The sequence below is a fragment of the Corynebacterium tuberculostearicum genome, from assembly GCF_032821615.1.
In the GTDB taxonomy this organism is placed as follows: domain Bacteria; phylum Actinomycetota; class Actinomycetes; order Mycobacteriales; family Mycobacteriaceae; genus Corynebacterium; species Corynebacterium tuberculostearicum_H.
The window spans coordinates 24423-45012 of the sequence record NZ_JAVBIF010000014.1; the positions used below are offsets into that span (position 1 = coordinate 24423).

At 60.5% G+C, this 20590-nt stretch carries 23 protein-coding genes and 2 pseudogenes; 7 read left to right on the plus strand and 18 right to left on the minus strand.

Annotated elements, in window-relative coordinates:
* Window positions 1-33: 33 nt before the first annotated feature.
* From RAE09_RS09475 to secY, 9 genes are all read right to left on the minus strand, one after another.
* Window positions 34-1044, minus strand: coding sequence for a DNA-directed RNA polymerase subunit alpha (locus tag RAE09_RS09475; RefSeq protein WP_005322760.1), 1011 nt, complete (start codon window positions 1042-1044; stop codon window positions 34-36).
* A 114-nt stretch (window positions 1045-1158) separates the two neighbouring features.
* Window positions 1159-1764, minus strand: a complete 606-nt coding sequence (gene rpsD, locus RAE09_RS09480) for a 30S ribosomal protein S4 (RefSeq protein ID WP_005322762.1) — start codon at window positions 1762-1764, stop codon at window positions 1159-1161.
* 21 nt (window positions 1765-1785) lie between these two features.
* Window positions 1786-2190 (minus strand): 30S ribosomal protein S11, encoded by a 405-nt coding sequence (rpsK, locus tag RAE09_RS09485; RefSeq protein ID WP_005322764.1) that lies wholly within the window; start codon window positions 2188-2190, stop codon window positions 1786-1788.
* 3 nt (window positions 2191-2193) lie between these two features.
* Window positions 2194-2562: a 30S ribosomal protein S13 gene (rpsM, locus tag RAE09_RS09490; protein ID WP_005322765.1), complete on the minus strand. Its 369-nt coding sequence runs from the start codon at window positions 2560-2562 to the stop codon at window positions 2194-2196.
* 183 nt (window positions 2563-2745) lie between these two features.
* Window positions 2746-2964 (minus strand): translation initiation factor IF-1, encoded by a 219-nt coding sequence (gene infA, locus RAE09_RS09495; RefSeq protein ID WP_004566852.1) that lies wholly within the window; start codon window positions 2962-2964, stop codon window positions 2746-2748.
* Window positions 2965-3227: 263 nt separating this feature from the next.
* On the minus strand, window positions 3228-4079 hold the full coding sequence (locus tag RAE09_RS09500; protein ID WP_005328012.1) for a L,D-transpeptidase: 852 nt from the start codon (window positions 4077-4079) through the stop codon (window positions 3228-3230).
* A 65-nt stretch (window positions 4080-4144) separates the two neighbouring features.
* A complete protein-coding gene (map, locus tag RAE09_RS09505; protein WP_005322768.1) occupies window positions 4145-4939 on the minus strand; it encodes a type I methionyl aminopeptidase in 795 nt (264 codons plus the stop codon).
* A 2-nt stretch (window positions 4940-4941) separates the two neighbouring features.
* The gene (locus RAE09_RS09510) at window positions 4942-5487 is read right to left on the minus strand and encodes an adenylate kinase (RefSeq protein ID WP_005322769.1); all 546 of its coding nucleotides are present in this window, start codon (window positions 5485-5487) and stop codon (window positions 4942-4944) included.
* On the minus strand, window positions 5487-6812 hold the full coding sequence (secY, locus tag RAE09_RS09515; protein ID WP_316981556.1) for a preprotein translocase subunit SecY: 1326 nt from the start codon (window positions 6810-6812) through the stop codon (window positions 5487-5489). Before secY ends, RAE09_RS09510 begins: the two co-directional genes overlap by 1 nt.
* A 376-nt stretch (window positions 6813-7188) precedes the next feature.
* On the opposite strand from secY, the gene RAE09_RS09520 reads away from it, so the two are divergent.
* Entirely contained in the window at window positions 7189-8496 is a 1308-nt protein-coding gene (locus RAE09_RS09520) for a class I SAM-dependent methyltransferase (RefSeq protein WP_179387388.1), read from the plus strand.
* An 11-nt stretch (window positions 8497-8507) separates the two neighbouring features.
* Window positions 8508-10010 (plus strand): FAD-binding oxidoreductase, encoded by a 1503-nt coding sequence (locus tag RAE09_RS09525; RefSeq protein WP_316981557.1) that lies wholly within the window; start codon window positions 8508-8510, stop codon window positions 10008-10010.
* A gap of 109 nt (window positions 10011-10119) precedes the next feature.
* Here RAE09_RS09525 and RAE09_RS09530 read toward each other — a convergent pair whose 3' ends face one another.
* From RAE09_RS09530 to rpsH, 7 genes are all read right to left on the minus strand, one after another.
* Entirely contained in the window at window positions 10120-10608 is a 489-nt protein-coding gene (locus RAE09_RS09530) for a hypothetical protein (protein WP_023020588.1), read from the minus strand.
* 239 nt (window positions 10609-10847) lie between these two features.
* A complete protein-coding gene (gene rplO / locus RAE09_RS09535) occupies window positions 10848-11294 on the minus strand; it encodes a 50S ribosomal protein L15 (RefSeq protein WP_005322777.1) in 447 nt (148 codons plus the stop codon).
* A gap of 3 nt (window positions 11295-11297) precedes the next feature.
* Window positions 11298-11483: a 50S ribosomal protein L30 gene (gene rpmD / locus RAE09_RS09540; RefSeq protein WP_023020587.1), complete on the minus strand. Its 186-nt coding sequence runs from the start codon at window positions 11481-11483 to the stop codon at window positions 11298-11300.
* A 3-nt stretch (window positions 11484-11486) separates the two neighbouring features.
* Window positions 11487-12110, minus strand: coding sequence for a 30S ribosomal protein S5 (gene rpsE / locus RAE09_RS09545; RefSeq protein ID WP_023020586.1), 624 nt, complete (start codon window positions 12108-12110; stop codon window positions 11487-11489).
* A 40-nt stretch (window positions 12111-12150) separates the two neighbouring features.
* Entirely contained in the window at window positions 12151-12552 is a 402-nt protein-coding gene (gene rplR / locus RAE09_RS09550) for a 50S ribosomal protein L18 (RefSeq protein ID WP_005322788.1), read from the minus strand.
* Between the two features lie 3 nt (window positions 12553-12555).
* Entirely contained in the window at window positions 12556-13092 is a 537-nt protein-coding gene (gene rplF, locus RAE09_RS09555) for a 50S ribosomal protein L6 (RefSeq protein WP_239204633.1), read from the minus strand.
* A gap of 15 nt (window positions 13093-13107) precedes the next feature.
* Entirely contained in the window at window positions 13108-13491 is a 384-nt protein-coding gene (rpsH, locus tag RAE09_RS09560) for a 30S ribosomal protein S8 (RefSeq protein WP_005322799.1), read from the minus strand.
* Window positions 13492-13798: 307 nt separating this feature from the next.
* Here rpsH and RAE09_RS09565 point away from each other — a divergent pair.
* From RAE09_RS09565 to RAE09_RS09580, 4 genes and pseudogenes are all read left to right on the plus strand, one after another.
* Window positions 13799-16090, plus strand: a pseudogene (locus RAE09_RS09565) (FdhF/YdeP family oxidoreductase).
* A 77-nt stretch (window positions 16091-16167) separates the two neighbouring features.
* Window positions 16168-16413 (plus strand): DUF6457 domain-containing protein, encoded by a 246-nt coding sequence (locus tag RAE09_RS09570; RefSeq protein ID WP_023020579.1) that lies wholly within the window; start codon window positions 16168-16170, stop codon window positions 16411-16413.
* A complete protein-coding gene (gene fdhD, locus RAE09_RS09575; protein WP_023020578.1) occupies window positions 16413-17243 on the plus strand; it encodes a formate dehydrogenase accessory sulfurtransferase FdhD in 831 nt (276 codons plus the stop codon). The genes RAE09_RS09570 and fdhD overlap by 1 nt, the downstream gene beginning before the upstream one ends.
* Entirely contained in the window at window positions 17240-17782 is a 543-nt protein-coding gene (locus tag RAE09_RS09580; RefSeq protein ID WP_301716784.1) for a hypothetical protein, read from the plus strand. The genes fdhD and RAE09_RS09580 overlap by 4 nt, the downstream gene beginning before the upstream one ends.
* On the opposite strand, the gene RAE09_RS09585 is transcribed toward RAE09_RS09580, so the two are convergent.
* Window positions 17679-18191: a 3-hydroxyacyl-CoA dehydrogenase family protein gene (locus RAE09_RS09585; protein ID WP_366918728.1), complete on the minus strand. Its 513-nt coding sequence runs from the start codon at window positions 18189-18191 to the stop codon at window positions 17679-17681. The two genes, RAE09_RS09580 and RAE09_RS09585, sit on opposite strands and share 104 nt — an antisense overlap.
* 57 nt (window positions 18192-18248) lie before the next feature.
* A pseudogene (locus RAE09_RS09590) lies at window positions 18249-18661 on the minus strand (3-hydroxyacyl-CoA dehydrogenase NAD-binding domain-containing protein); the annotation flags it as partial.
* Between the two features lie 405 nt (window positions 18662-19066).
* Here RAE09_RS09590 and RAE09_RS09595 point away from each other — a divergent pair.
* Window positions 19067-20560, plus strand: coding sequence for a pyridoxal phosphate-dependent decarboxylase family protein (locus RAE09_RS09595; RefSeq protein WP_316981558.1), 1494 nt, complete (start codon window positions 19067-19069; stop codon window positions 20558-20560).
* Window positions 20561-20590: the final 30 nt, after the last annotated feature.

A 20590-nucleotide genomic window follows, 5' to 3' on the forward strand; every position in this document is an offset into this window, starting at 1 on the left:
AATTAGGTCATTGCCGCAAGTCAGCGGGGTTCTTTACTCGGAATCCTCGGCAGCCGGATCCTTGAAGTCACCGGTTTCTGCGTCGTAGCCCTCGAGCTGGGTCGGGTCGAAGTCCTCAGGGGTGTCCTTGAGAGCCAGGCCCAAGTTAGCCAGCTTGATCTTTACCTCATTGATCGACTTCTGGCCGAAGTTGCGGATATCCAGCAGGTCGGACTCGGTGCATTCAGCGAGCTCGCCCACGGTGTGGATCTCCTGACGCTTCAGGCAGTTATAAGAGCGGACGGAGAAGTTCAGGTCCTCGATCGGCATGCCATAAGCAGCGATGTACTCGGTCTCCTGCGGGGAGGGTCCGATCTCGATGCCTTCGGCAGCGTTATTCAGCTCGCGAGCCAAGCCGAAAAGCTCGACCAGGGTGCCGCCGGCGGAAGCCAGGGCATCGCGGGCAGAAATCGAGTTCTTGGTTTCGACGTCGATGGTCAGCTTGTCAAAGTCGGTGCGCTGCTCAACACGAGTTGCCTCGACCTTGTAGGAGACCTTGAGAACCGGGGAGTAAATCTGGTCGACCGGGATGCGGCCGATCTCACCGGAGGTAGGAGCGGCTGGGACGTAGCCACGGCCGCGCTCGACGACGAGCTCAATGTCCAGCTTAGCGGTGTCATTCAGGGAAGCGATGTGCAGATCCGGGTTGTGGATCTCCACGCCAGCCGGCGGCTGGATATCGCCCGCGGTGACATCGCCCGGGCCTTCCTTGCTCAGGTACATAACAACCGGCTCATCGGAGTCGGAAGAAAGCACCATGCTCTTGATGTTCAAGATGATCTCGGAAACGTCTTCCTTCACACCGTTGATGGTGGTGAACTCGTGGAGAACACCATCGATCTTGATGGAGGTTACCGCTGCACCCGGAATGGAGGACAGCAGGGTACGACGCAGCGAGTTACCGAGGGTGTAGCCAAAGCCCGGCTCGAGCGGTTCGATGACGAACTTGGAACGAGACGAGTCGATGAATTCCTCGGTGAGCTGAGGACGCTGGGAAATGAGCATTGAAATTCTCCTTTTCGGCGACCGCTATTTGACGCCGGTAGAGGGGTAAAAATCTTCGGGATTGAAGATTCCTGGTTATCCGCCAGGCCTTCACAGGCCGTGCGGTATAACAGTTTACTTCGAGTAAAGCTCGACGATGAGCTGCTCCTGCAGCGGAATGTCGATCTGAGCGCGCTCGGGCAGCTGGTGCACGAGGATGCGCAGGGTATCAGGAACAACCTGCAGCCATGCCGGTACGTTGGCATCGATGAGGGCGTCCTGAGCATCTTCGAACCATTCCATCTTCTTGGAGCGGTCACGGACATCGATGATGTCGTACTGAGTGACCTTGTAGGAAGGAACGTTGATGTTCTTGCCGTTCACGGTGAAGTGACCGTGGGAGACAAGCTGGCGAGCCTGGCGGCGGGTGCGTGCCAGACCTGCACGGTAAACTACGTTGTCCAGGCGGGACTCGAGCAGGATAACCAGGTTATCGCCGGTCTTGCCCGGGAGGCGGTTAGCCTCTGCGTAGTAGCGACGGAACTGACGCTCCAGCACACCGTAGGTGTACTTTGCCTTCTGCTTCTCCTGGAGCTGCAGCAGGTACTCAGATTCCTTGATGCGGTTGCGGCCAGCCTGTCCCGGTGGGTACGGGCGGCGCTCGAATGCCATATCGCCGCCGACCAAGTCGACGCGAAGACGGCGGGATACGCGGGTAGCGGGGCCAGTGTAACGAGCCATTTTCTTACCTCTTCCTTTCCCTTAAACCTTGCGGCGCTTGGTCGGACGGCAGCCGTTGTGCGGCTGTGGGGTTGCATCCGTGATCGAGGAAACCTCGAGGCCTGCAGCCTGCAGGGAACGGATGGCGGTCTCGCGGCCGGAGCCCGGACCCTTGACGAATACGTCAACCTTCTTCATGCCATGATCCATTGCCTTGCGTGCAGCGTTCTCGGCTGCCATCTGAGCGGCGAACGGAGTGGACTTACGGGAACCCTTGAAGCCAACGTGGCCGGAGGATGCCCAAGAGATAACAGCACCGGTCTGATCGGTGATCGAGACGATGGTGTTATTGAAGGTGGACTTGATGTATGCGTGGCCGAGGGCCACATTCTTCTTTACGACGCGACGGCCGGAACGGCGCGCGCCGGAACGAGTCTTTGGAGGCATGAATTACTTCTTCTTTCCTGCGATCGTCTTCTTCGGACCCTTACGAGTGCGCGCATTGGTCTTGGTGCGCTGGCCACGTACAGGCAGGCCACGACGGTGGCGCAGACCCTTGTAGCTTCCGATTTCAATCTTGCGGCGGATATCAGCCTGAACCTGACGGCGGAGGTCACCCTCAACCTTCCAGGTAGCCTCAATTGCGTCACGGAGCGCCGACAGCTGGTCATCATCCAGGTTGTCAGTGCGCAGGTCAGGAGAAATGCCAGTCTTTTCTAGCAGTTCCTTGGCACGGGTTGGACCGATGCCGTAGATGTAGGTGAGAGCGACCTCCATGCGCTTATTGCGGGGGAGGTCAACACCAGCTAGACGTGCCATATGGCGTGTCCTTTCGGGTTGTTACGGCGGTTTTCTCCCCATCCGTCCCGCTCCATGCAACGCTTCGCCCGGACCGTGCCGGGAATCCTTGGGTTGCTTACCAGTGCGGGCTCAGGCCACCGTAGCCTGAGGTGGACAGGGTGAACCTACAGGTTCACCCTTGGGTGAGGAGGCTTACTGTCTTTACTTGTAGCGGTAGACGATGCGTCCGCGGGTCAGGTCATAAGGAGACAGCTCTACAACCACGCGGTCCTCTGGGAGGATGCGAATGTAGTGCTGACGCATCTTGCCAGAAATGTGTGCAAGAACCTTGTGTCCATTGTCGAGCTCGACACGGAACATTGCGTTGGGCAAAGGCTCGATAATGCGGCCTTCTACCTCGATTGCGCCTTCCTTAGCCATAACCTCTACTTTTCTGGCGACGGACAAGTGCGCCGTCACCTGCATGTTTGTTGTCTACTGCGGTGGCGTATCCGCGCCAGCCTCGCTGACGCTATACACCGACTTAACAGCATACGCTGCAGCGACACGTTTTCCAAACCGCTGCGCTTTCCGACGCTCTACTCACTCGCCCGCAACTCACCCTAAGCCAGCAAAATCCCCCGAACCGATTCTCCTTCTCGGGAGCCGGTTCGGGGGATGAGGCTTTCGCTTAAGCGCGGGCCTTAGTAGATGAAGACCTTATCGCCAACCTGTACATTATCCCAGTAGCGCTTTGCAGCGTCTGGCGGAAGGTGAACGCAGCCATTGGAATCAACGGCCGGGTCATCCAGGTGGAAGGCGTGACCGTTATTGGTGAAGTAGATGGAGTACGGCATCGGTGCGTTATTGAACTCGCGGGAAATCTCATGCTCTACCTTGCGGGTCACATGGAAAGTACCGCGTGGGGTTTCCTGACCGCGCATGCCGGCGGACATTGCCGGGGACACGTAGGACACCTTGCCGCCATCCTGCAGCCAGGTGCGTCGGCCATTGAGGTCGACACAAACCTTCGCATCGGCCGGGCACGGGCCACGGTCGAACTGGTTAGCACGACGCTGTGCTTCCGCCTTGCGTGCCGCAGCCTCAGAACGAGCCTTCTCAGCAGCGACGCGCTCAGCGTTGGCGCGAGCAGCGGCCTCGCGGGCCTTGCGTGCTTCCTCATTCTTCTGGGCGATCAAGCCTGGGAAGAGGAATTCTACGGCGCCGTCCACAGCGGTCTGAACGCTAGGTGCCAGCTCCGGGGAGAACTTCTCTGCTTGGTCCAGGATCTGGTTACGGGTATTCCAGGCCTGCTCGCGGGATTGGCCGTAGAAGTTATCCAGCTGCTTCTTTGCCTCAGCGGTGAGCTGGTCCAAGCCGGACTGGGAAGAGAACTGAGCGAGGTCGGAATTTGCCTTGGAGCTGAGCTGATCCAGGTTCGGAATCTCCTGGGCGGAAGCGGCAGGAGCCGCAACGGTGGTGCTCAAGGCCATCACGCCAGCGACTGCGGGCGCTGCAACCGTGGCACGGATCTTGCGGAAGCTAAATTTAGACATGGCTGTGAGTATAAACCTTTCAGGGGCATATGCCTAGTGCAACAGGCAATATCGGGGAATAAATGTCAGTAGCGGCGGGTAAGAATACGGGGACCATCGGCGGTCGCGGCCACCGTATGCTCCCAGTGAGCGGCAAAGGAGCCATCGAGGGTAACGACCGTCCAGTCATCCTCTAGCACGGCGGAATCCTCTGTGCCCAAAGTTAGCATGGGTTCAATGGCCAGCACAGAGCCTTCTTGGATCAGCGGGCCACGGCCCGGGCGTCCCTCATTGGCCAGGTAAGGATCCTCGTGCATGGTTCGCCCGATGCCGTGACCGCCGTAGCCATCCACGATGAATAGATCCACGCCGAACTTCTGCTCGGCCCGGCGGGTGGCTTGCTCTAGGGCATGGGAGACGTCGGTAAGCAGATTGCCCGGAACCATAGCCTGCATGCCCTCCATAAGGACATACTCGGTGGCCTTGTTGAGGGCCGCGACATCAGCATCCAGCTCGCCTACTGCAAAGGACCAGGCACTATCGCCTACCCAACCGTCCAGCGTGGCACCGCAATCGATGGACACCAAGTCGCCTTCTGCCAGGATGGTTTCCTTATCCGGAATGCCGTGCACGATGACGTCATTAACGGAAGCACAAATGGAGCCCGGGAAGCCCTCGTACCCCTTGAAGGTGGGATAGGCGCCGGCATCGCGAATGGTCTGCTCAGCCACCGCATCCAGTTCGAGGGTAGATACGCCAGACGCCGCAGCAGCGCGGACTTCCTGCAGTGCCTTGCCAACAATTTCGCCGGCGGCCTGCATGGCGTCTAGCTCGCCCGGGGTGCGGGCTGGGATGCGCTTACTGCGGCGTCGAAAAGCCATGCTTACTTACCCAGTGCTTCCATCGCACGGGCGTTGATTTCCTCCACGGTGCCTTCGGCCTTAATGGAGATGATGGCATCGCCGTAGTGCTCGATAAGCGGGAAGGTTTCCTCGCGGTAGACACCGAGGCGGGTGCGGATGGTCTCCTCGTTGTCGTCGGCGCGGCCACGGGCCATCATGCGCTCAACCACAACATCCTCAGAGACCTCGAAGTTGAGAACTCCGTCGAGCTTCTCGCCCTTCTTAGCCAGCAGCTCCTCCAGGATGTCTGCTTGCTCGGTGGTACGTGGGAAGCCGTCCAGCAGGAAGCCATTCTTGGCGTCATCCTGGTTAAGGCGGTCCTCGACCATGCGGGCAGTGACGTCGGTAGGTACCAGCTTGCCTGCATCGATGTAGGACTTTGCCTCTACACCCAACGGGGTGCCCTCGCCGATATTGGCGCGGAACAGGTCGCCGGTGGAGATGTGCGGAACGTTTAGCTTCTCGCTGAGGATAGCTGCCTGGGTGCCCTTGCCGGCACCGGGAGGTCCTAGAAGTACAAGACGCATTACTTAAGTAGTCCTTCGTAGTTGGATTGCAGTAGCTGGGACTCGATCTGCTTGACCGTAGTCAAAGCGACGGAGACCATAATCAGGATGGCCGTACCACCAAAGGCGGACGTGCCGCTGGCGGAGGAGCGGCCCACGCCGAGATCCAAGAGGATATTCGGCAGGATGGCAATAACTGCCAGGTACAGGGCGCCCACGCACAGCAGACGGTTCATCACATAACCAAGGTACTCCGCGGTCGGACGGCCCGGGCGAATACCCGGAATAAAGCCGCCGTACTTCTTCATATTATCCGCCTGCTCTGCCGGATCGTACTGAACCGAGACATAGAAGTAAGCGAAGAAGATGGTCAGGACGAAGTACAGCACGATGTACTGCCAGGAGGAAGGTGCCTGCAGGTGCGCGATGACATTGCGCTGCCACCAGTTATCTGGCGTGCCGGGAGAGCCAGAGTTCACAATCTGGGTAATGAGGACCGGCATGTAGATAAGGGAGGAAGCGAAGATGACCGGGATAACGCCGGCCTGGTTGACCTTCAGCGGCAGGTAGGTAGAGGAACCACCGTACTGGCGGCGGCCGACCATGCGCTTTGCGTACTGAACCGGAATGCGGCGCTGGCCCTGCTCGATGAAGGTAATGCCAACAACCAAGACGACCAAGCCGGCTACGACCATGGCGAAGACGAGTCCACCATTGTTCTGCAGGATGCTTACACCATCGGTTGGCAGGCGGGTTGCGATACCAGCGAAGATGAGCAGGGACATGCCGTTACCGATGCCCTTTTCGGTGATGAGCTCACCCATCCACATCACCAGCACAGCGCCGGAGGTCATGGTGATAACCAAGACGATGAGGGTAAAGAAGTTACGATCAGCTGCCAGGACCTGTACACCCTGACCCAGCAGCTGCTCGCGGTCTGCCAGCGCGACAATGCCGGAGGATTGCAGCAACGCCAACGCGAGGGTCAGGTAGCGGGTGTACTGGGTCATCTTGGCCTGACCGGACTGGCCTTCCTTCTTCAATTCCTCAAAGCGGGGAATGACCACGGTCAGCAGCTGCACAATAATCGACGCCGTAATGTACGGCATGATGCCGATGGCGAAGATCGACAGCTGCAACAGCGCACCACCCGAGAAGAGGTTGATGACGGAGTAAAGGTCACCGGACTGCTCGGTCAACTGGCGCAAGCGGCCAGCAATAGACGCATAGTCAACACCCGGGGACGGGATCTGTGCACCGACGCGGTACGCGATGATCATCACGATGGTGAAGATGATCTTCTTACGTAGGTCGGCATCCTTAAAAGCCTGGACAATGGCGGACACTACAAAATCCTCCTGGCCTACCGCTGCCGAACGCGAAATCTAGGGAGGGTTTCGCATTCATTCACGGAGGTGGAAACTCATCTACCCCTAGGAAACCGCACCCCCCTGCGCCAGAAAGCTTAGGGGAAATTCAGGTTTCCTTCAGGGACGGTTGAACACTTATGACCCCATTACCCTACCAGCCTTGCTCCGCATAGCCACATTAAGCCCCAATAGTGTGACCATGATTGCTTGTCCTTTCGCGCGTTTTGCATCCGGGGTTTACCATGAGGGGGTATTGCGCACACGCAATTCTCCTGAAATATCTCCGACCTCACAGCGCTATGCGCTCCGAGGCCGTTATTGGTGTGAACCAAATGTTTCGAAAGAAGTACTTATGAGCAAGAAATTCACGCCGATGACCGTTGCTGAGATCATCGACGTTTTTGTCCCTAGCCCCAACCCCTTCCGCTGGGAGGCCTTCGATGGGTCCGCGACCGGACCGGAAGACGCCCAGTACAAGGTGACTATTAATAGCCTCGAGGGCCTCTCCTTTATCGCTACCCACCCCGGCGACGTGGGATTTGCGCGAGCTTATGTCACGGACGGCATTACGGTGCATGGCGATCACCCGGCCCACCCCTATGGCATTTTTGACGCGCTGCATGCCATGTATGACAAATTCCAAAAGCCGGACGCCAAGACCCTGGCCCGCGTTGTTCGTTCCCTAGCTTCCATGGGCGCCTTCCAGATCCAGCCGGTCCCTGAGGTGGAGCGCGCTTCCTGGTTGCGCCGCAAGCTACACGACGGCCTTTCCAAGCACTCGAAGCAGCGCGATGCCGATGTCATTTCTGATCACTATGACGTTGGCAATGATTTCTACGAGCTCTTCTTGGGCGATTCGATGACCTACACCTGCGCCTACTACCCTTCCCCGGATGCCACCCTGGAGGAAGCGCAGGAGAATAAGTACCGCCTCATCTTTGACAAGCTGCGCCTCAAGGAAGGCGACCGCCACTTGGATGTGGGCTGCGGCTGGGGCGGCATGGTGCGCTACGCGGCGCGCCGCGGCGTGAAGTCCATCGGCGTCACCCTATCCAAGGAACAGGCCGAGTGGGGCCAGCGCAAGATTGAGGAGGAAGGCCTCCAAGACTTGGCGGAGGTCCGCTTCATGGATTACCGCGATATCACCGAAGAGGGCTTCGATGCTATCTCCGCCATCGGCATTATTGAGCACATTGGCGTGAAGAACTACAACGACTTCTTCAAATTCCTGCACGGCAAGTTGAAGGTCGGCGGCCTGATGCTCAACCACAACATCACCTACCCGGATAATCACAAGACCCCCAAGGGCGGCTTCATTGACCGCTATATCTTCCCGGACGGCGAGCTCACCGGCTCCGGCAATGTCACCAAGGCGATGCAAGACAATGGCTTCGAAGTCATCCACACCGAGTCCCTTCGCTTTGACTACATGCGCACGCTGCATGACTGGTGCGAGAACCTGAAGGAGAATTGGGACGAGGCCTGCGCAACCGTGGGCCTGCCCACCGCCCGCCTCTATGGCATTTATATGGCCGGATCCGAGTGGGGCTTTGAGCGCAATATCATCAACCTGTATCACTTCCTCGGCGTCAAGCTGGGCGAGGCCGGCTCCCGCGCCGGCGTGCCTGAACGCCGCTGGTGGGAAGATAGCCGCTTTTAAGGAGGGGTGCCATGACTCTCATTGATAACCTGCGCGAACGGCTCGCCGCCGCCCAGCCGCGGCCGGTGGATGCCATGCCCATTGAGCCGGTGGGGTGGCAGGCGCACCAGGAGGGCGTCGATAAGCTGCTGGCAAGCTTCCGTGCCGTCCCGGCCGGAAAGCGCGTACGCCTCGCCAAGAAGACCTCCAACCTCTTCCGCAGCCGCAGCGAGGAGCAGGAGGGCCTCGATGTGTCCGGCCTTAGCGGCGTCATTGAGGTCGACCCAGTTGCCGGCACGGCCGATGTGCAAGGCATGTGCACCTATGAGGACTTAGTCGATGCCACCCTGCCCCATGGCCTCATGCCCTTCGTCGTCCCGCAGCTTAAGACCATTACTTTGGGCGGTGCGGTTACCGGCATGGGCGTGGAATCCACCAGCTTCCGCAATGGTCTCCCGCACGAATCCGTGTTGGAGATGGATGTCCTCACCGGCACCGGCGAGATTCTCACCTGCTCCCGCGAAGAGAACGTTGATCTCTTCCGCCTGTTCCCCAACTCCTATGGCTCGCTGGGCTACGCGGTGCGCCTCAAGATTGAGCTGGAACCCGTGCCCGCCTTTGTAGAGCTCCGCGAAGAGCGTTTCCACACCGTGGAGGAAGCAAGCCGCGTGCTTGCCGACGTCGCCTCTTCCCACACCCACCGCGGCGAGCCCGTCCACGGCCTCGACGGCGTGGTCTTTTCCGAAGATGAGGCCTACCTCGTCTTCGCCCGCTTTACCGATGAAGAGGGCCCAACCTCCGATTACACGCGGGACAAGATTTACTACCGCAGCCTTCAGCACGCCTCTGGTATCCGCCGCGATCGCCTCACCATCCGCGATTACATCTGGCGCTGGGATACCGACTGGTTCTGGTGCTCGCGCGCTTTTGGTGCGCAGAACCCGAAGGTGCGTAAGGTGTGGCCGCGCGAGCTTCGCCGCAGCTCTTTCTACTGGAAGCTGGTCCGCCTCGACCGCAAGTACGAGCTGGAATATAACTTCATCAAAAAGCCGCACGGCAAGCCGCGCGCCGAGCGCGTGGTGCAGGATATTGAGGTCACACCGGAGAACCTGCCGGAATTCCTCCACTGGTTCTTTAACGCCTCCGATATTCAACCGGTGTGGCTGTGCCCTATCCGACTGCGCGATGGCGTAAACGAACTTGTTGGCACTGGCGACATTGCCTCTGACTCCGCTGACCCATGGCCGCTGTATCCGCTTCGCCCCGGACAAACCTGGGTCAACGTTGGCTTTTGGTCCGGCGTGGACGGGGATCATGTGGATCCCTCCGCTCCGAATAATGGCGCGTTCAACCGCGTTATCGAAGCCAAGGTCAACGAGCTGGGCGGGCACAAGTCCCTCTACTCAGAGGCATTCTATTCCCGGGAAAAATTCGAAGAACTCTACGGTGGCAACCTTCCCGCCACCATCAAAGCGGTTACCGATCCGGATGACCGCTTCCCTGGCCTGTACGAAAAAACCGTAGACGAGGCCTAGGCCTTCCCTCCCCCGCGCCTACCCTGGTTGGAAAAGCATAAAGGGTGGAACGCCCTCCCCGAGCGTTCCACCCTCTTTTTTCGTCCCGAAGTCTTGGGACACTCGCGCTTTAGTAGGCCGCGGTGATGTTGTCGTAGCCGTTGATCTTCAGGGCGTCCATGACGCGCTGCACAGCTGCCTCATCCTTCTCCGGGTTATAGGTCTCCGGGAAGGTCAGGTGAGCAGAGTGGTCATCCTTAAACTCGATGTTCATGAACTCGTGGCCGGCCTCCTGGGTAGCTAGGGCCAGCTCACGCTGCACGGCCAGCTTACCGCTCTGCAGGTTGCCACCGTTGAACCCTGGATCGACCTCTTCGGCACCCTCTGCGTCACCGTTGATGACGTCTTCCTTGTCACCGGTGATACGGCCCTTCTCAGCGTGAGCGCCGGGCTGCTGGTCCTGAGCGTTCTGCTCGCCAACTTCGGCAGGCGCGGTCTGAGTGGTCTCAGCAGGATCCGGCTGGGAGAGCTGTTCCTGGGCGTCGACTGGGCCGGTAGAGCCGGCAAATGGCATGATGGCAGCGACTGCGGTTGCGAGCAGCGAAGAAATAGACGACATAAGAGTCTCCTTAACGGTAGATGATTTTCAACTAAGATTGACTTTAACACTCATGAATATATATCGCCATACCGGCAACCTTATTTATTAATAAAGGTTTCCTGTCAGCTATTTCCAGCACCAATTGTGTCCATAACCAAGGTACTGCGCTCTATACCGGCACCAGGGCGCTTACCAAACGAAATCGTCCCCCTGCTCCGCTGGTGCGGAGAGGGGGACGAAAATCTACTTGAAAGAGATTACTTGGTGTTGGCGGATCCGCCAGCAGCCTCGATCTTCTCAACAGCAGACTTGGAGAACTTGTCAGCGGTGACGTTCAACTTAACGTTGATGTCGCCGTTGCCCAGAACCTTGACCGGCTTATTAGCGCGGACCAGGCCAGCAGCTGCGATGTCAGCAACGGTGATGTCGCCGCCATCTGCGAACTTCTCAGCCAGGTCAGCAACGTTGACTACCTGGTACTCAACATGGTTCGGGTTCTTGAAGCCCTTCAACTTAGGCAGACGCATGTGGATCGGCATCTGGCCACCCTCGAAAGCAGCGGAAACCTGCTTACGAGCACCGGTGCCCTTGGTACCGCGACCAGCGGTCTTACCCTTGGATGCCTCACCGCGGCCAACGCGGGTCTTAGGCTTATTTGCTCCTGCGGTTGGGCGCAGGTCGTGCAGCTTGATGATATCAGCCATGGTTTACTCCCCTGCCACTTCTTCGACGGTGACCAGGTGGCGAACCTTGTGAACCATACCGCGAACGATCGGGGTGTCCTGCTTAACTACGGACTGACCGATGCGCTTGAGGCCGAGGGCCTCAATGTTCTTGCGGTGGTTCGGCTTGGTGCCCACCAGGCCCTTTACCTGTGTAATCTTCAGAGCCATTGCTTATGCCTCCTGACCTGCGCGCTTGCGCAGCATACGGGCCGGGGTGACCTCTTCGATGGACTTGCCACGACGTGCGGCAACCTCTTCAGGGCGGACCAGCTGCTTGAGGCCGTCCACGGTAGCGCGGACGACGTTGAGTGCATTGTCGGAGCCCAGGGACTTCGACAGGATGTCCTGCACGCCAGCGCATTCAAGCACTGGACGAGCAGCACCACCGGCGATAACACCGGTACCAGGTGCGGCAGGCTTCATCATAACGATGCCAGCTGCGTCGCGACCCTCAACCGGGTGGGTGATGGTGCCGGCAATCATCGGAACGCGGAAGAAGTTCTTGCGAGCCTCTTCAGCACCCTTCTGGATTGCGGCCGGGACTTCCTTGGCCTTGCCGTAGCCAACGCCAACCTGACCCTGGCCGTCACCAACGACGACGAGAGCGGTGAAGGACATGTTGCGGCCACCCTTAACGGTCTTGGAGACGCGGTTGATGGTCACAACGCGCTCGATGTACTTATCGCGCTCGTTGTCCTGGTGGTTACGACGATCGTTGCGGCGGCCGTTGCCACCGCGGTTGTTCTTGTTGTTCTCGGCGGAGCGTCCGCCGTCACGCTGTTCACGGTCCGACATTAGGCGTTCCTTCCGTTGATGTTTCCGTTGACGATGATCATTAGAACTTCAGACCACCTTCACGTGCGGCGTCAGCCAGCGCAGCGACGCGGCCGTGGTACTTGTAGCCTGCGCGGTCAAATACGACGTGCTCGATGCCAGCGGCCTTTGCGCGCTCGGCAACCAGCTCGCCTACCTTGGCAGCCTTGGCCTTCTTATCGCCCTCGAGTGCACGAACGTCCGCCTCCATGGAGGATGCGGAGACCAGGGTGTGGCCTGCCAGGTCATCAATGACCTGGACGTGCATGTGACGGGAGGAGCGGTGAAGAACCAGACGCGGTGCCTCAGGGGTGCCGCGCAGGGTCTTACGGATACGGAAGTGACGGCGTGCGCGTGCTTCGCGACGACGGGAGGAGATGTCCTTGCCGACTGGAGTGCGCTTGGTGTTTTCAGTGTTTGCCATTGCTTACTTACCCGTCTTTCCGACCTTGCGACGGATCTGCTCGCCTTCGTAGCGAATACCCTTGCCCTTATAAGGATCGTCCTTACGCAGACGACGGATATTAGCGGCGATCTGTCCGACTAGTTGCTTGTCAATACCGGTAATGGACAGCTTGGTTGCGCCGTCCACTGCGAAGGTAATTCCCTCCGGAGCCTCGATGAGGATCGGGTGGGAGTAGCCCAGGCTGAATTCCAGGTCCTTGCCCTTCTGCTGGACACGGTAGCCGACACCGAAGATTTCCATCTTGATGGTGTAGCCCTCGGTCACGCCGATAACAGCGTTGTTCAGCAGGGAGCGGGACAGACCGTGCAGAGCACGGTTCTTGCGGTGGTCATCAGGGCGGGAGACGGACAGTACGCCGTCTTCCAGGTTGATGGCGATAGGCTCTGGAACGTTAACGCTCTGGGCGCCCTTTGGGCCCTTAACCTCAACGTCTTGGCCGTTGATCTTGATTTCGACGCCGTTTGGTACGGCGATTGGTGCTAGACCGACTCGAGACATGTGTCAAACCTCCCTTTACCAGACGTAGGCGAGAACTTCTCCGCCTACGCCCTTCTCCTCAGCCTGACGGTCAGTCAGCACGCCGTGGGACGTGGAAATAATAGCCACGCCCAGGCCGCCCAAAACCTGCGGCAATTCGGTGGACTTTGCGTACACACGCAGACCCGGCTTAGACACGCGACGCAGGCCAGACAGGGAGCGCTCGCGGTTGTTGTACTTCAGCTCGAGGGACAGGGTGTGGCCCTCGACGGTGTAGTCAGCGATGTAGCCTTCCTGCTTCAAGATGTCGGCAATATTTGCCTTCAGCTTGGAGGTAGGCATCGACACGGTGTCATGGTGCGCATTACTTGCGTTGCGCACGCGCGACAGCATGTCGGCAATAGGATCAGTCATAGTCATATGAGTGACCGTGTACCTTTCTCGTTGCGGTTCCCGTGCTCACCAAAGCGTTCTCCGTGTGATTTCGGGCTACTCACGCTCCCCACGGTCAGTACCGTGAGGCGCTCGCCACCCTTTAATTCAGACAACGGTCCGCTATCTACGGCGAGGGGCCTACAACAAAGTTGAAATGAAATTCTTGAATTGCGGGTACTCATCCCCCATGTGAGCTGCATAAACAGCGTGCGGGCACGAGTCCGAGCATTTACATTACACGTCGACCTGACCTTTTCCAAAATTCTCCCTGCTTATCGGCAAGCTTGCCGGCATGACCCCAAACGTTACAGTTTCTCGTGCCAATCCCGTCGCTAACCGCTTCGACAACCCACGCATCGGCCACCGCGTCACCGCGCCTGCAGGCGTGGGCGGCGTATACCACGCGATGGAGAAGGCAATCCCGAACCACGGCCTCGTGCCGCTGCTGAAAATGAACCAGCATGGAGGCGTTGACTGCCCCGGCTGCGCCTGGCCGGAGCCGGGGCAGGGCGACATCAACTTCGTCGAGTTCTGTGAGAACGGCGCCAAGGCCATCGCCCAGGAGACCACGTCCAAGCGCGTGTCCCGCGAGTTCTTCGCCAACACCACCGTCCGGCAGGTGCGCGAGATGCCGGACTAGGAGCTCAACCAGCTCGGCCGTCTCACCGAGCCCATGCTCTGCGACCGCTCGCTCGGCGACGAGAAGTACCACCCCGTCTCCTGGGACGAGGCCTACGACCTCATCGCGGAGCAGCTCAAGGCCACGGACCCGAACCGCGCCATCTTCTATACCTCCGGCACGGCCGTCAACGAGTCCGCCTTCATCTTCGGTGTGCTGGGCCGCCGCCACGGCTCCAATAACCTGCCGGACTGCGCGAACCTCTGTCACGACTCCACGGGTGTCGCGCTCGCCAAGACCGTGGGCGTGGGCAAGGGCTCCATCGTCATGCAAGACATATACAACACGGAACACATCATCTCCGTGGGCCAGAACCCGGGTATCAACCACCCGCGCTCGCTGACCGCCTTTAAGAAGCAGAAGGAAAACGGCGGCAGGTTCATCATTATCAATCCCATGCCGGAGACTGGTTTAATGAAGTTCAAGGAGCCGCAGTCCGTCAAGGGCGCCCTCGGCGTGGCCGACAAGATTAGCGACGAGTACGTCCAGGTTCGCCTCGACGGCGACCGCGCGCTGTTCCAGCAGATCAACCGCGAGGTCATTCGCCGCGACTTGCTCGACCGCAAGTTCTTGGAGGAGTTCTGTTCCAACGTCGACGAGACCATCGCGCACCTTAATTCGCTTGACGATGCCGCCCTTTCCCGCGGATCCGGAGTCTCCCAGGCCGAGGTCAAGAACATCGTCGACTACGTGGAGAAGTCCGAGACGGTTGTTCTCGCGTGGACGCTGGGCGTGTCCCAGCACCGCAACGCGGTGGCCACCATCCAGGAAATGATGAACTTCCTACTGCTCACCGGCAACTACGGCAAGCCCGGCGCGGGCTCCGGCCCGTTCAGTGGCCACTCCAATGTCCAGGGTGACCGCACGATGGGCATCTCGTAGAAGATGCCGGAGTGGTTCCTGGCCAACATGGAAGAAAAATTTGGCTTCGACGTTCCGCGCGAGCACGGCGTTTCTTCCACTGGCGCGGGTATCCAGCTGCGCGAAAAGAACGTCGATTTCTTCCTGTCACTGGGCGGAAACTACATCCGCGCGATGTCGGACACGACGGCGCTTGAAGACGGCATTTCTGCCACCTAGCAGTCGGCCCACATGCTCACCAAGCTCAACCGCACGTGTGCGTGGCTGGGTGAGAAGTCGCTTATCTTGCCGGTGCGCTCCCGCACCGATGTCGACATTCAGGCCTCGGGCCCGCAGAAGGTCTCTGTCGAGGCATCGGACTCCAAGGTTTCCGCGTCCTTCCCGAAGCGCCGCGGAAACCGCGACCTGAATCTCCACTCCCAAATGCAGATCATCTGCGGCATCGGCGAGCGTGCATTCGGCGACGCCTTCTAGCGCCCGATGATGGACAACTACGATGTCATCCGTGATCACATCGCGAACGTCATCCCTGGTTTTGAGAACTACAACGAGCACCTCAAACGCCCCAGCGGCTTCATGCTCCCGCACGCGGCCCGCGAACGCATCTTCAACACCTCGGACGGCAAGGCCCAGCTGACCATCAATGCCACCGACACCATCGAGCTTGAGGGCGACCAGCTGCTGCTGACCACGGTGCGCAGCCACGACCAGTACAACACCATCTCCTATGGCCTGGTTGACCGCTACCGCGGTGTGCGCGGTGGACGCCGTGTCATCTTCATCCGCAAGAAGGACCTGGCCGAACGCGGGCTCAAGGACGGCGACATCGTCGACGTTGTCTCCGAGTACGCCTCGGGCCGCCGCGTCGCGCCGAACTTCCGCCTGGTCGAGTACGACATCGCCAAGGATTACGTGGGCGGCTACTTCCCTGAGCTCAACATCCTCGTGCCTGTGGAAGAGATGACTAAGGACTCCGAGACTCCCGTTTCCAAGTCCCTCATTGTCCGTCTGGAACCGACCGGCAAGAACGCGAACGACTTCTAAGTCGCCGCACCCCCGTTAGTCCCGTCGCGAGCGGGACTTTCGCGGTTGTAGGCAGGGCCGCGACTACAGTTGAGTTCATGACTGAAGACAAAGACCCCATCCAGACCGCGCACGAGTGGCTTGAAGAGGTCGCAACGACGCTGGATCTCGATCCGCACGACGCCACGGCGCTGGTGCGCGAGCTGCTCGATCTCACCAAGGACGTCGCGCACAATCGCTCCCGCCCGGCCGCCCCGCTCACCGCCTTCGTGGTCGGTCTGGCCAGCAAAGACGTCGAGGAAGCCCGCGCCAACATCGCCAAGCTCAAGGAAGCCGTGCAGTAGTGGCGGGCCGCACCACCTCCAAGTTCGCGGTCACCAAGGTCCGCCTCAACGAGGAGCGCACGCAGGTCACCCAGGTCGATACCCGCGCCGATACCGTCGCTGGCGAGGAGCCGCTCGAAATCCGCGTCGATGGCCAGACTCTCACCACGACCATGCGCACCCCGGGCCACGACGTTGAGCTCGCCCATGGATTCCTCCATTCCGAGGGCCACATCCAGGCCGCCCGCGACATCGAGTCCGCCAAGTACTGCGAGGGCACCACCCGCGACGGTGTCAACACCTACAACCTCCTCGACATTGAGATGCGCGACGACAACGTCATCTCGCTCAAAGAGCTGCGCCTAACACTCACCAACTCCGCGTGCGGCGTGTGCGGTACCTCGTCCATCGAGGAGCTAGCCAAGAAGACCCGTTACCCCATCCCCCACGTGCCGGTCGACCCGCTCGTTATCGCCCAGCTGCCGGATAGGCTGCGCGAGGGCCAGAAGCAGTTCCGCAAGACCGGCGGCATCCACGCCGCTGGCGCCTTCACGCTGGGTGGCGAGCCCATCGTCATCCGAGAAGACGTCGGCCGCCACAACGCCGCGGACAAGGTCATCGGCCACCTGCTCATGGAGGGCTTGCTTCCGGCCAGCGATCTCATCCTCGTGATGAGCTCGCGCGCCAGCTTCGAGCTCGTGCAGAAGGCTGCGATGGCGGGCTTCTGCCAGCTCGTGGCAGTATCGGCAGCCTCCTCGCTCGCCGTCGACACTGCCCGCAAAACCGGCATGGCACTCGTCGGTTTCGCACGCGGCGACCGCTTCAACCTTTACTCGGGAGACCTGAAATGAGCCTTATCGATTTCCTTGTCAACGTCGAGCTGGACACCCCGCGCCCCGACTACCGCGCGCTGCTCATCGCCGCACGCAACGTCACTTCCCCGGTTGCCGAAACCCCCGCCGCCCCGTCAGCATTCCAGCCCCATGTCGCCGCGTGGCGCACGGCGTGGCAGAACGCCGGGCTCGATCCCGCGCTTTTTGATCTGGGCGCCCAGCCTTCCGATGCCCCCATAGTTGCCCTCGGCAACGCCGTCGCCCGCCGTTTCGAGCTGCCTGTCACGGCGTTCGCCCTCGATGGCTTCGCGGGCCTAGTGCGCATCGAGGTAGGCACCGCTACGGTGCGCGATGCCGCGGGTAGTGCCGCGCGGCGCTTCCGGCCCGAGCACCGAGTCCAGCCCACGCCGGAGACCACCAGCGTGCTCTATATCCTCGAGGCCTTGGATCCGCTCACGGACGACGATCTGCGCCTGGCGGCAGATGACATCCTCGACGCCCTGCGCGCGGCGAACCCTGATGTCGAGGTCGCCCAGCGCATCCTGCGCCCCGAATAACTCCGCGCGCCGAGTAAGCGCTAGTGTGCAGCGCGCACGTCGAGGAAGCCGCGCAGCAGCGCATTGCGGCGGCGGGTGCCGGACTCGAAGGTCTCGGCGTAGTTGTCGTAGGGACATCGACTTGCGCGTACACCTCGTCGAGATGCGACATGTCGGGCACTCCGGCGACAGGCTCGGTCTCCCAGGCTCCCGCGATATGTTCGATAGTCGACTTGATGCCCTCGGGGCCGCCGCCCAAACGGTTGGACTCGAACGGGCCTGTGGCCGCGTAGCGCAGCCCCAGCGAGTTGCGCAAAATCGTGTCGAGGTCCTTCGCGTCAATGACCCCCTGTTGCACGAGTGAAATCGCCTCCCACATGTCGACCTTTTGAATGCGGTTGCCCACGAATCCGGGGATTTCCTTCTTCATCGCGCTGGGCTCGAAGCCGAGCTCTCGGTAGACCTCCAGCGCGCGTTCGACCGTCTCCGGCGCGGTCTCCGGTCCCGGCACGACTTCGAGAACCGGCATGAGTGCCGGCGGGTGAACGGGTGACCGATGACGATCCGCTCGGCTGCGGGATTGTCTGCCGCGCTCTTGGAAGGAAGGATGGCTGAGGTCGAGCTGGCGAGGATGGCGGCATCGGTAAGTCCCGCCAGCCGTGCGAAGATCTTGTGCTTGAACTCCAGCGACTCCAGCCCTGCTTCCTGGACGAAATCGACGCTGTCCGTGAGATCCTCCAGGTTTGTCGAGAACCGAACCTTGTCCCCGAACTCCTGCGCCACCGCGTCCGCGAGTTCTGCGCGCACGTCTGTCATGCGCACCTGCCACCCCGCGTCGACGAAGCGCTGGGCAAACGAGAAACCGATCAGGCCGCCACCTACAAGCAATGCTGTCTTCATGTTTTTTAGCCTGGGCCTTCTGGCTCGCGGCCACACGGTTTGTTGTATGGCCACCGCCACACAAAAGGTCTACAAGAATTGATTTATCCCGCCTCGGCCTTGTCCGAAGTGAAAGACGCTTTTCCACATCCCACCCTCGCCACGTCCTGCGCCCGCAACCAACCCGTAGAAATGCACCGCACGCCCATTCCTTCTACTCGCCCCTGTGCCGCTCCTGCTATGCCCGAGACCTCAGCCGTCGACCCCGCGCACTGCGCATCAGACCAGTGCTTTCGCACCCTTCCCCGAGCCGGTGCAGCAAATACATCCCGCCGTGACCACGGATCACCGCAGCGTGCCCGCGCGCGGCACCACTTTCCATTAAATACTTTTACCGTAGCCTACTCTATGTTAGGGTATCCTAACATGCACAAAATTCGTCACGAGAGACCGGCCCCTTTCGTCGATTCCTTCGTAAGAGCCGATCCGACTGCATTAAACACAATCATCCACCACAGCCAGCACACCCTCACGCAGTATCTCGCCGAGGGCGACGCGCCACGCTCCGGTCGCAACGCCCATGAGACAGCAGCGGCCGTCACACGCGTTGACCTCGAGCACCCAATTGGTACATTCGACGCCGCGTTGGCTGAGCTTTGCGAACTCTGGCTCGACCACGCCGTGTGGTACCACCACCCGCGCTACATCGCCCACCTCAACTGTCCGATCACCGCCACCGCCGTGGGCGCGGATCTGCTCGCCACCACAGTTAACACCGCGGTCGAAAGCTGGGATCAGGCCTCGAGCGCCGCCGCAATCGAAGGCCACCTCCTCGAGTTCTTCGCGCGCAAGCTGCGCTGGCCGGAAGACCCGCATTCCCGCACCCGCGGGGTCTTTACGTCCGGTGGTACGCAATCCAATCTGCAGGCGCTCTACATTGCGCGCGAAAAGGCGCTGGGCGCCCAAGGCGTGCAGGGACTTTCCCAGTTGCGCCTCTACACCAGCAGCCACGCCCACTACTCCGTGTTGCGCGCCGCCCACCTCCTTGGGCTCGCGGACACCGCCGTCATCACTATCGAATCGGATGCCGAACACCGACTCGACGCGGCTGATCTCGCCCGGCGCATCGCGGCCGACGTGGCGGACGGCTACACGCCGATGGCCGTCGTGGCCACCGCTGGGGCAACCGACCGCGGCACCATCGATCCGCTAGAGAGCATCGCCAAGGTCTGCCGCCACGCAGGGGTGCACTTGCATGTCGACGCCGCGTACGGAGGCATCCTGCTGCTCTCACCCACGCAACGGCACCGTTTGCGCGGCATGGATGCGGCCGATAGCGTCACCGTCGACTTCCACAAGGGCTACTTCCAGCCGGTGGCCTGCAGCGCGATTCTTTTGCGCGATCCCGCCGACTGCGCCCTCGTGTCGTGGCACGCGGACTACCTCAACCCCGAAGACGCCACCGACCACAATCTCGCAGACTTCTCGCTCCAAACCACGCGTCGCTTCGACGCGCTCAAGCTCTGGATGACGCTGCGCACCCACGGCTCCGACGCCCTCGGGGAGGCCTTCGACGCCTGCTGCGCCGCGGCCCGCGATGCCGCCCGGCGCGTCGACGCCCATCCACGCTTTGCACTGCGCGCCACACCGGAGCTTTCCACAGTGCTGTTTACGCCTGCCGATGCCCCCGCCAGCCTCGTCCACATCGTCCGCCAGCGCTTGCTCGAGCGGGGCGACGTGATTGTCGCGACCACCACCTTCGAGGGCGCGCCGTGCTGGAAGTTCACCATTCTCGATCCGCAGCTGCGTGGCACAGATATCGACGCGATCCTCGGGCTCATCGAGCGCGAGATGGACGCCGTCGACCAAGCCAACGCTCAACCGAGTCCCAGCGCTCTCGCGGTACAACCCGCGCGCTAGACCACGACCCACAGAAACTTAAAACAGGAG

Coding starts and splice junctions, on each gene's coding strand:
- RAE09_RS09525 (WP_316981557.1), top strand. CDS start 8,508: ATGACTCTCATTGATAACCTGCGCGAACGGCTCGCCGCCGCCCAGCCG.
- rpsD (WP_005322762.1), bottom strand. CDS start 1,764: ATGGCTCGTTACACTGGCCCCGCTACCCGCGTATCCCGCCGTCTTCGC.
- map (WP_005322768.1), bottom strand. CDS start 4,939: ATGGCTTTTCGACGCCGCAGTAAGCGCATCCCAGCCCGCACCCCGGGC.
- RAE09_RS09520 (WP_179387388.1), top strand. CDS start 7,189: ATGAGCAAGAAATTCACGCCGATGACCGTTGCTGAGATCATCGACGTT.
- rpsK (WP_005322764.1), bottom strand. CDS start 2,190: ATGCCTCCAAAGACTCGTTCCGGCGCGCGCCGTTCCGGCCGTCGCGTC.
- rpsE (WP_023020586.1), bottom strand. CDS start 12,110: ATGTCGGACCGTGAACAGCGTGACGGCGGACGCTCCGCCGAGAACAAC.
- RAE09_RS09580 (WP_301716784.1), top strand. CDS start 17,240: ATGAGCCTTATCGATTTCCTTGTCAACGTCGAGCTGGACACCCCGCGC.
- rpsM (WP_005322765.1), bottom strand. CDS start 2,562: ATGGCACGTCTAGCTGGTGTTGACCTCCCCCGCAATAAGCGCATGGAG.
- RAE09_RS09510 (WP_005322769.1), bottom strand. CDS start 5,487: ATGCGTCTTGTACTTCTAGGACCTCCCGGTGCCGGCAAGGGCACCCAG.
- infA (WP_004566852.1), bottom strand. CDS start 2,964: ATGGCTAAGGAAGGCGCAATCGAGGTAGAAGGCCGCATTATCGAGCCT.
- rpsH (WP_005322799.1), bottom strand. CDS start 13,491: ATGACTATGACTGATCCTATTGCCGACATGCTGTCGCGCGTGCGCAAC.
- rplO (WP_005322777.1), bottom strand. CDS start 11,294: ATGGCTGATATCATCAAGCTGCACGACCTGCGCCCAACCGCAGGAGCA.
- rpmD (WP_023020587.1), bottom strand. CDS start 11,483: ATGGCTCTGAAGATTACACAGGTAAAGGGCCTGGTGGGCACCAAGCCG.
- RAE09_RS09475 (WP_005322760.1), bottom strand. CDS start 1,044: ATGCTCATTTCCCAGCGTCCTCAGCTCACCGAGGAATTCATCGACTCG.
- RAE09_RS09595 (WP_316981558.1), top strand. CDS start 19,067: ATGCACAAAATTCGTCACGAGAGACCGGCCCCTTTCGTCGATTCCTTC.
- RAE09_RS09530 (WP_023020588.1), bottom strand. CDS start 10,608: ATGTCGTCTATTTCTTCGCTGCTCGCAACCGCAGTCGCTGCCATCATG.
- RAE09_RS09500 (WP_005328012.1), bottom strand. CDS start 4,079: ATGTCTAAATTTAGCTTCCGCAAGATCCGTGCCACGGTTGCAGCGCCC.
- rplF (WP_239204633.1), bottom strand. CDS start 13,092: ATGTCTCGAGTCGGTCTAGCACCAATCGCCGTACCAAACGGCGTCGAA.
- rplR (WP_005322788.1), bottom strand. CDS start 12,552: ATGGCAAACACTGAAAACACCAAGCGCACTCCAGTCGGCAAGGACATC.
- RAE09_RS09585 (WP_366918728.1), bottom strand. CDS start 18,191: ATGAAGAAGGAAATCCCCGGATTCGTGGGCAACCGCATTCAAAAGGTC.
- RAE09_RS09570 (WP_023020579.1), top strand. CDS start 16,168: ATGACTGAAGACAAAGACCCCATCCAGACCGCGCACGAGTGGCTTGAA.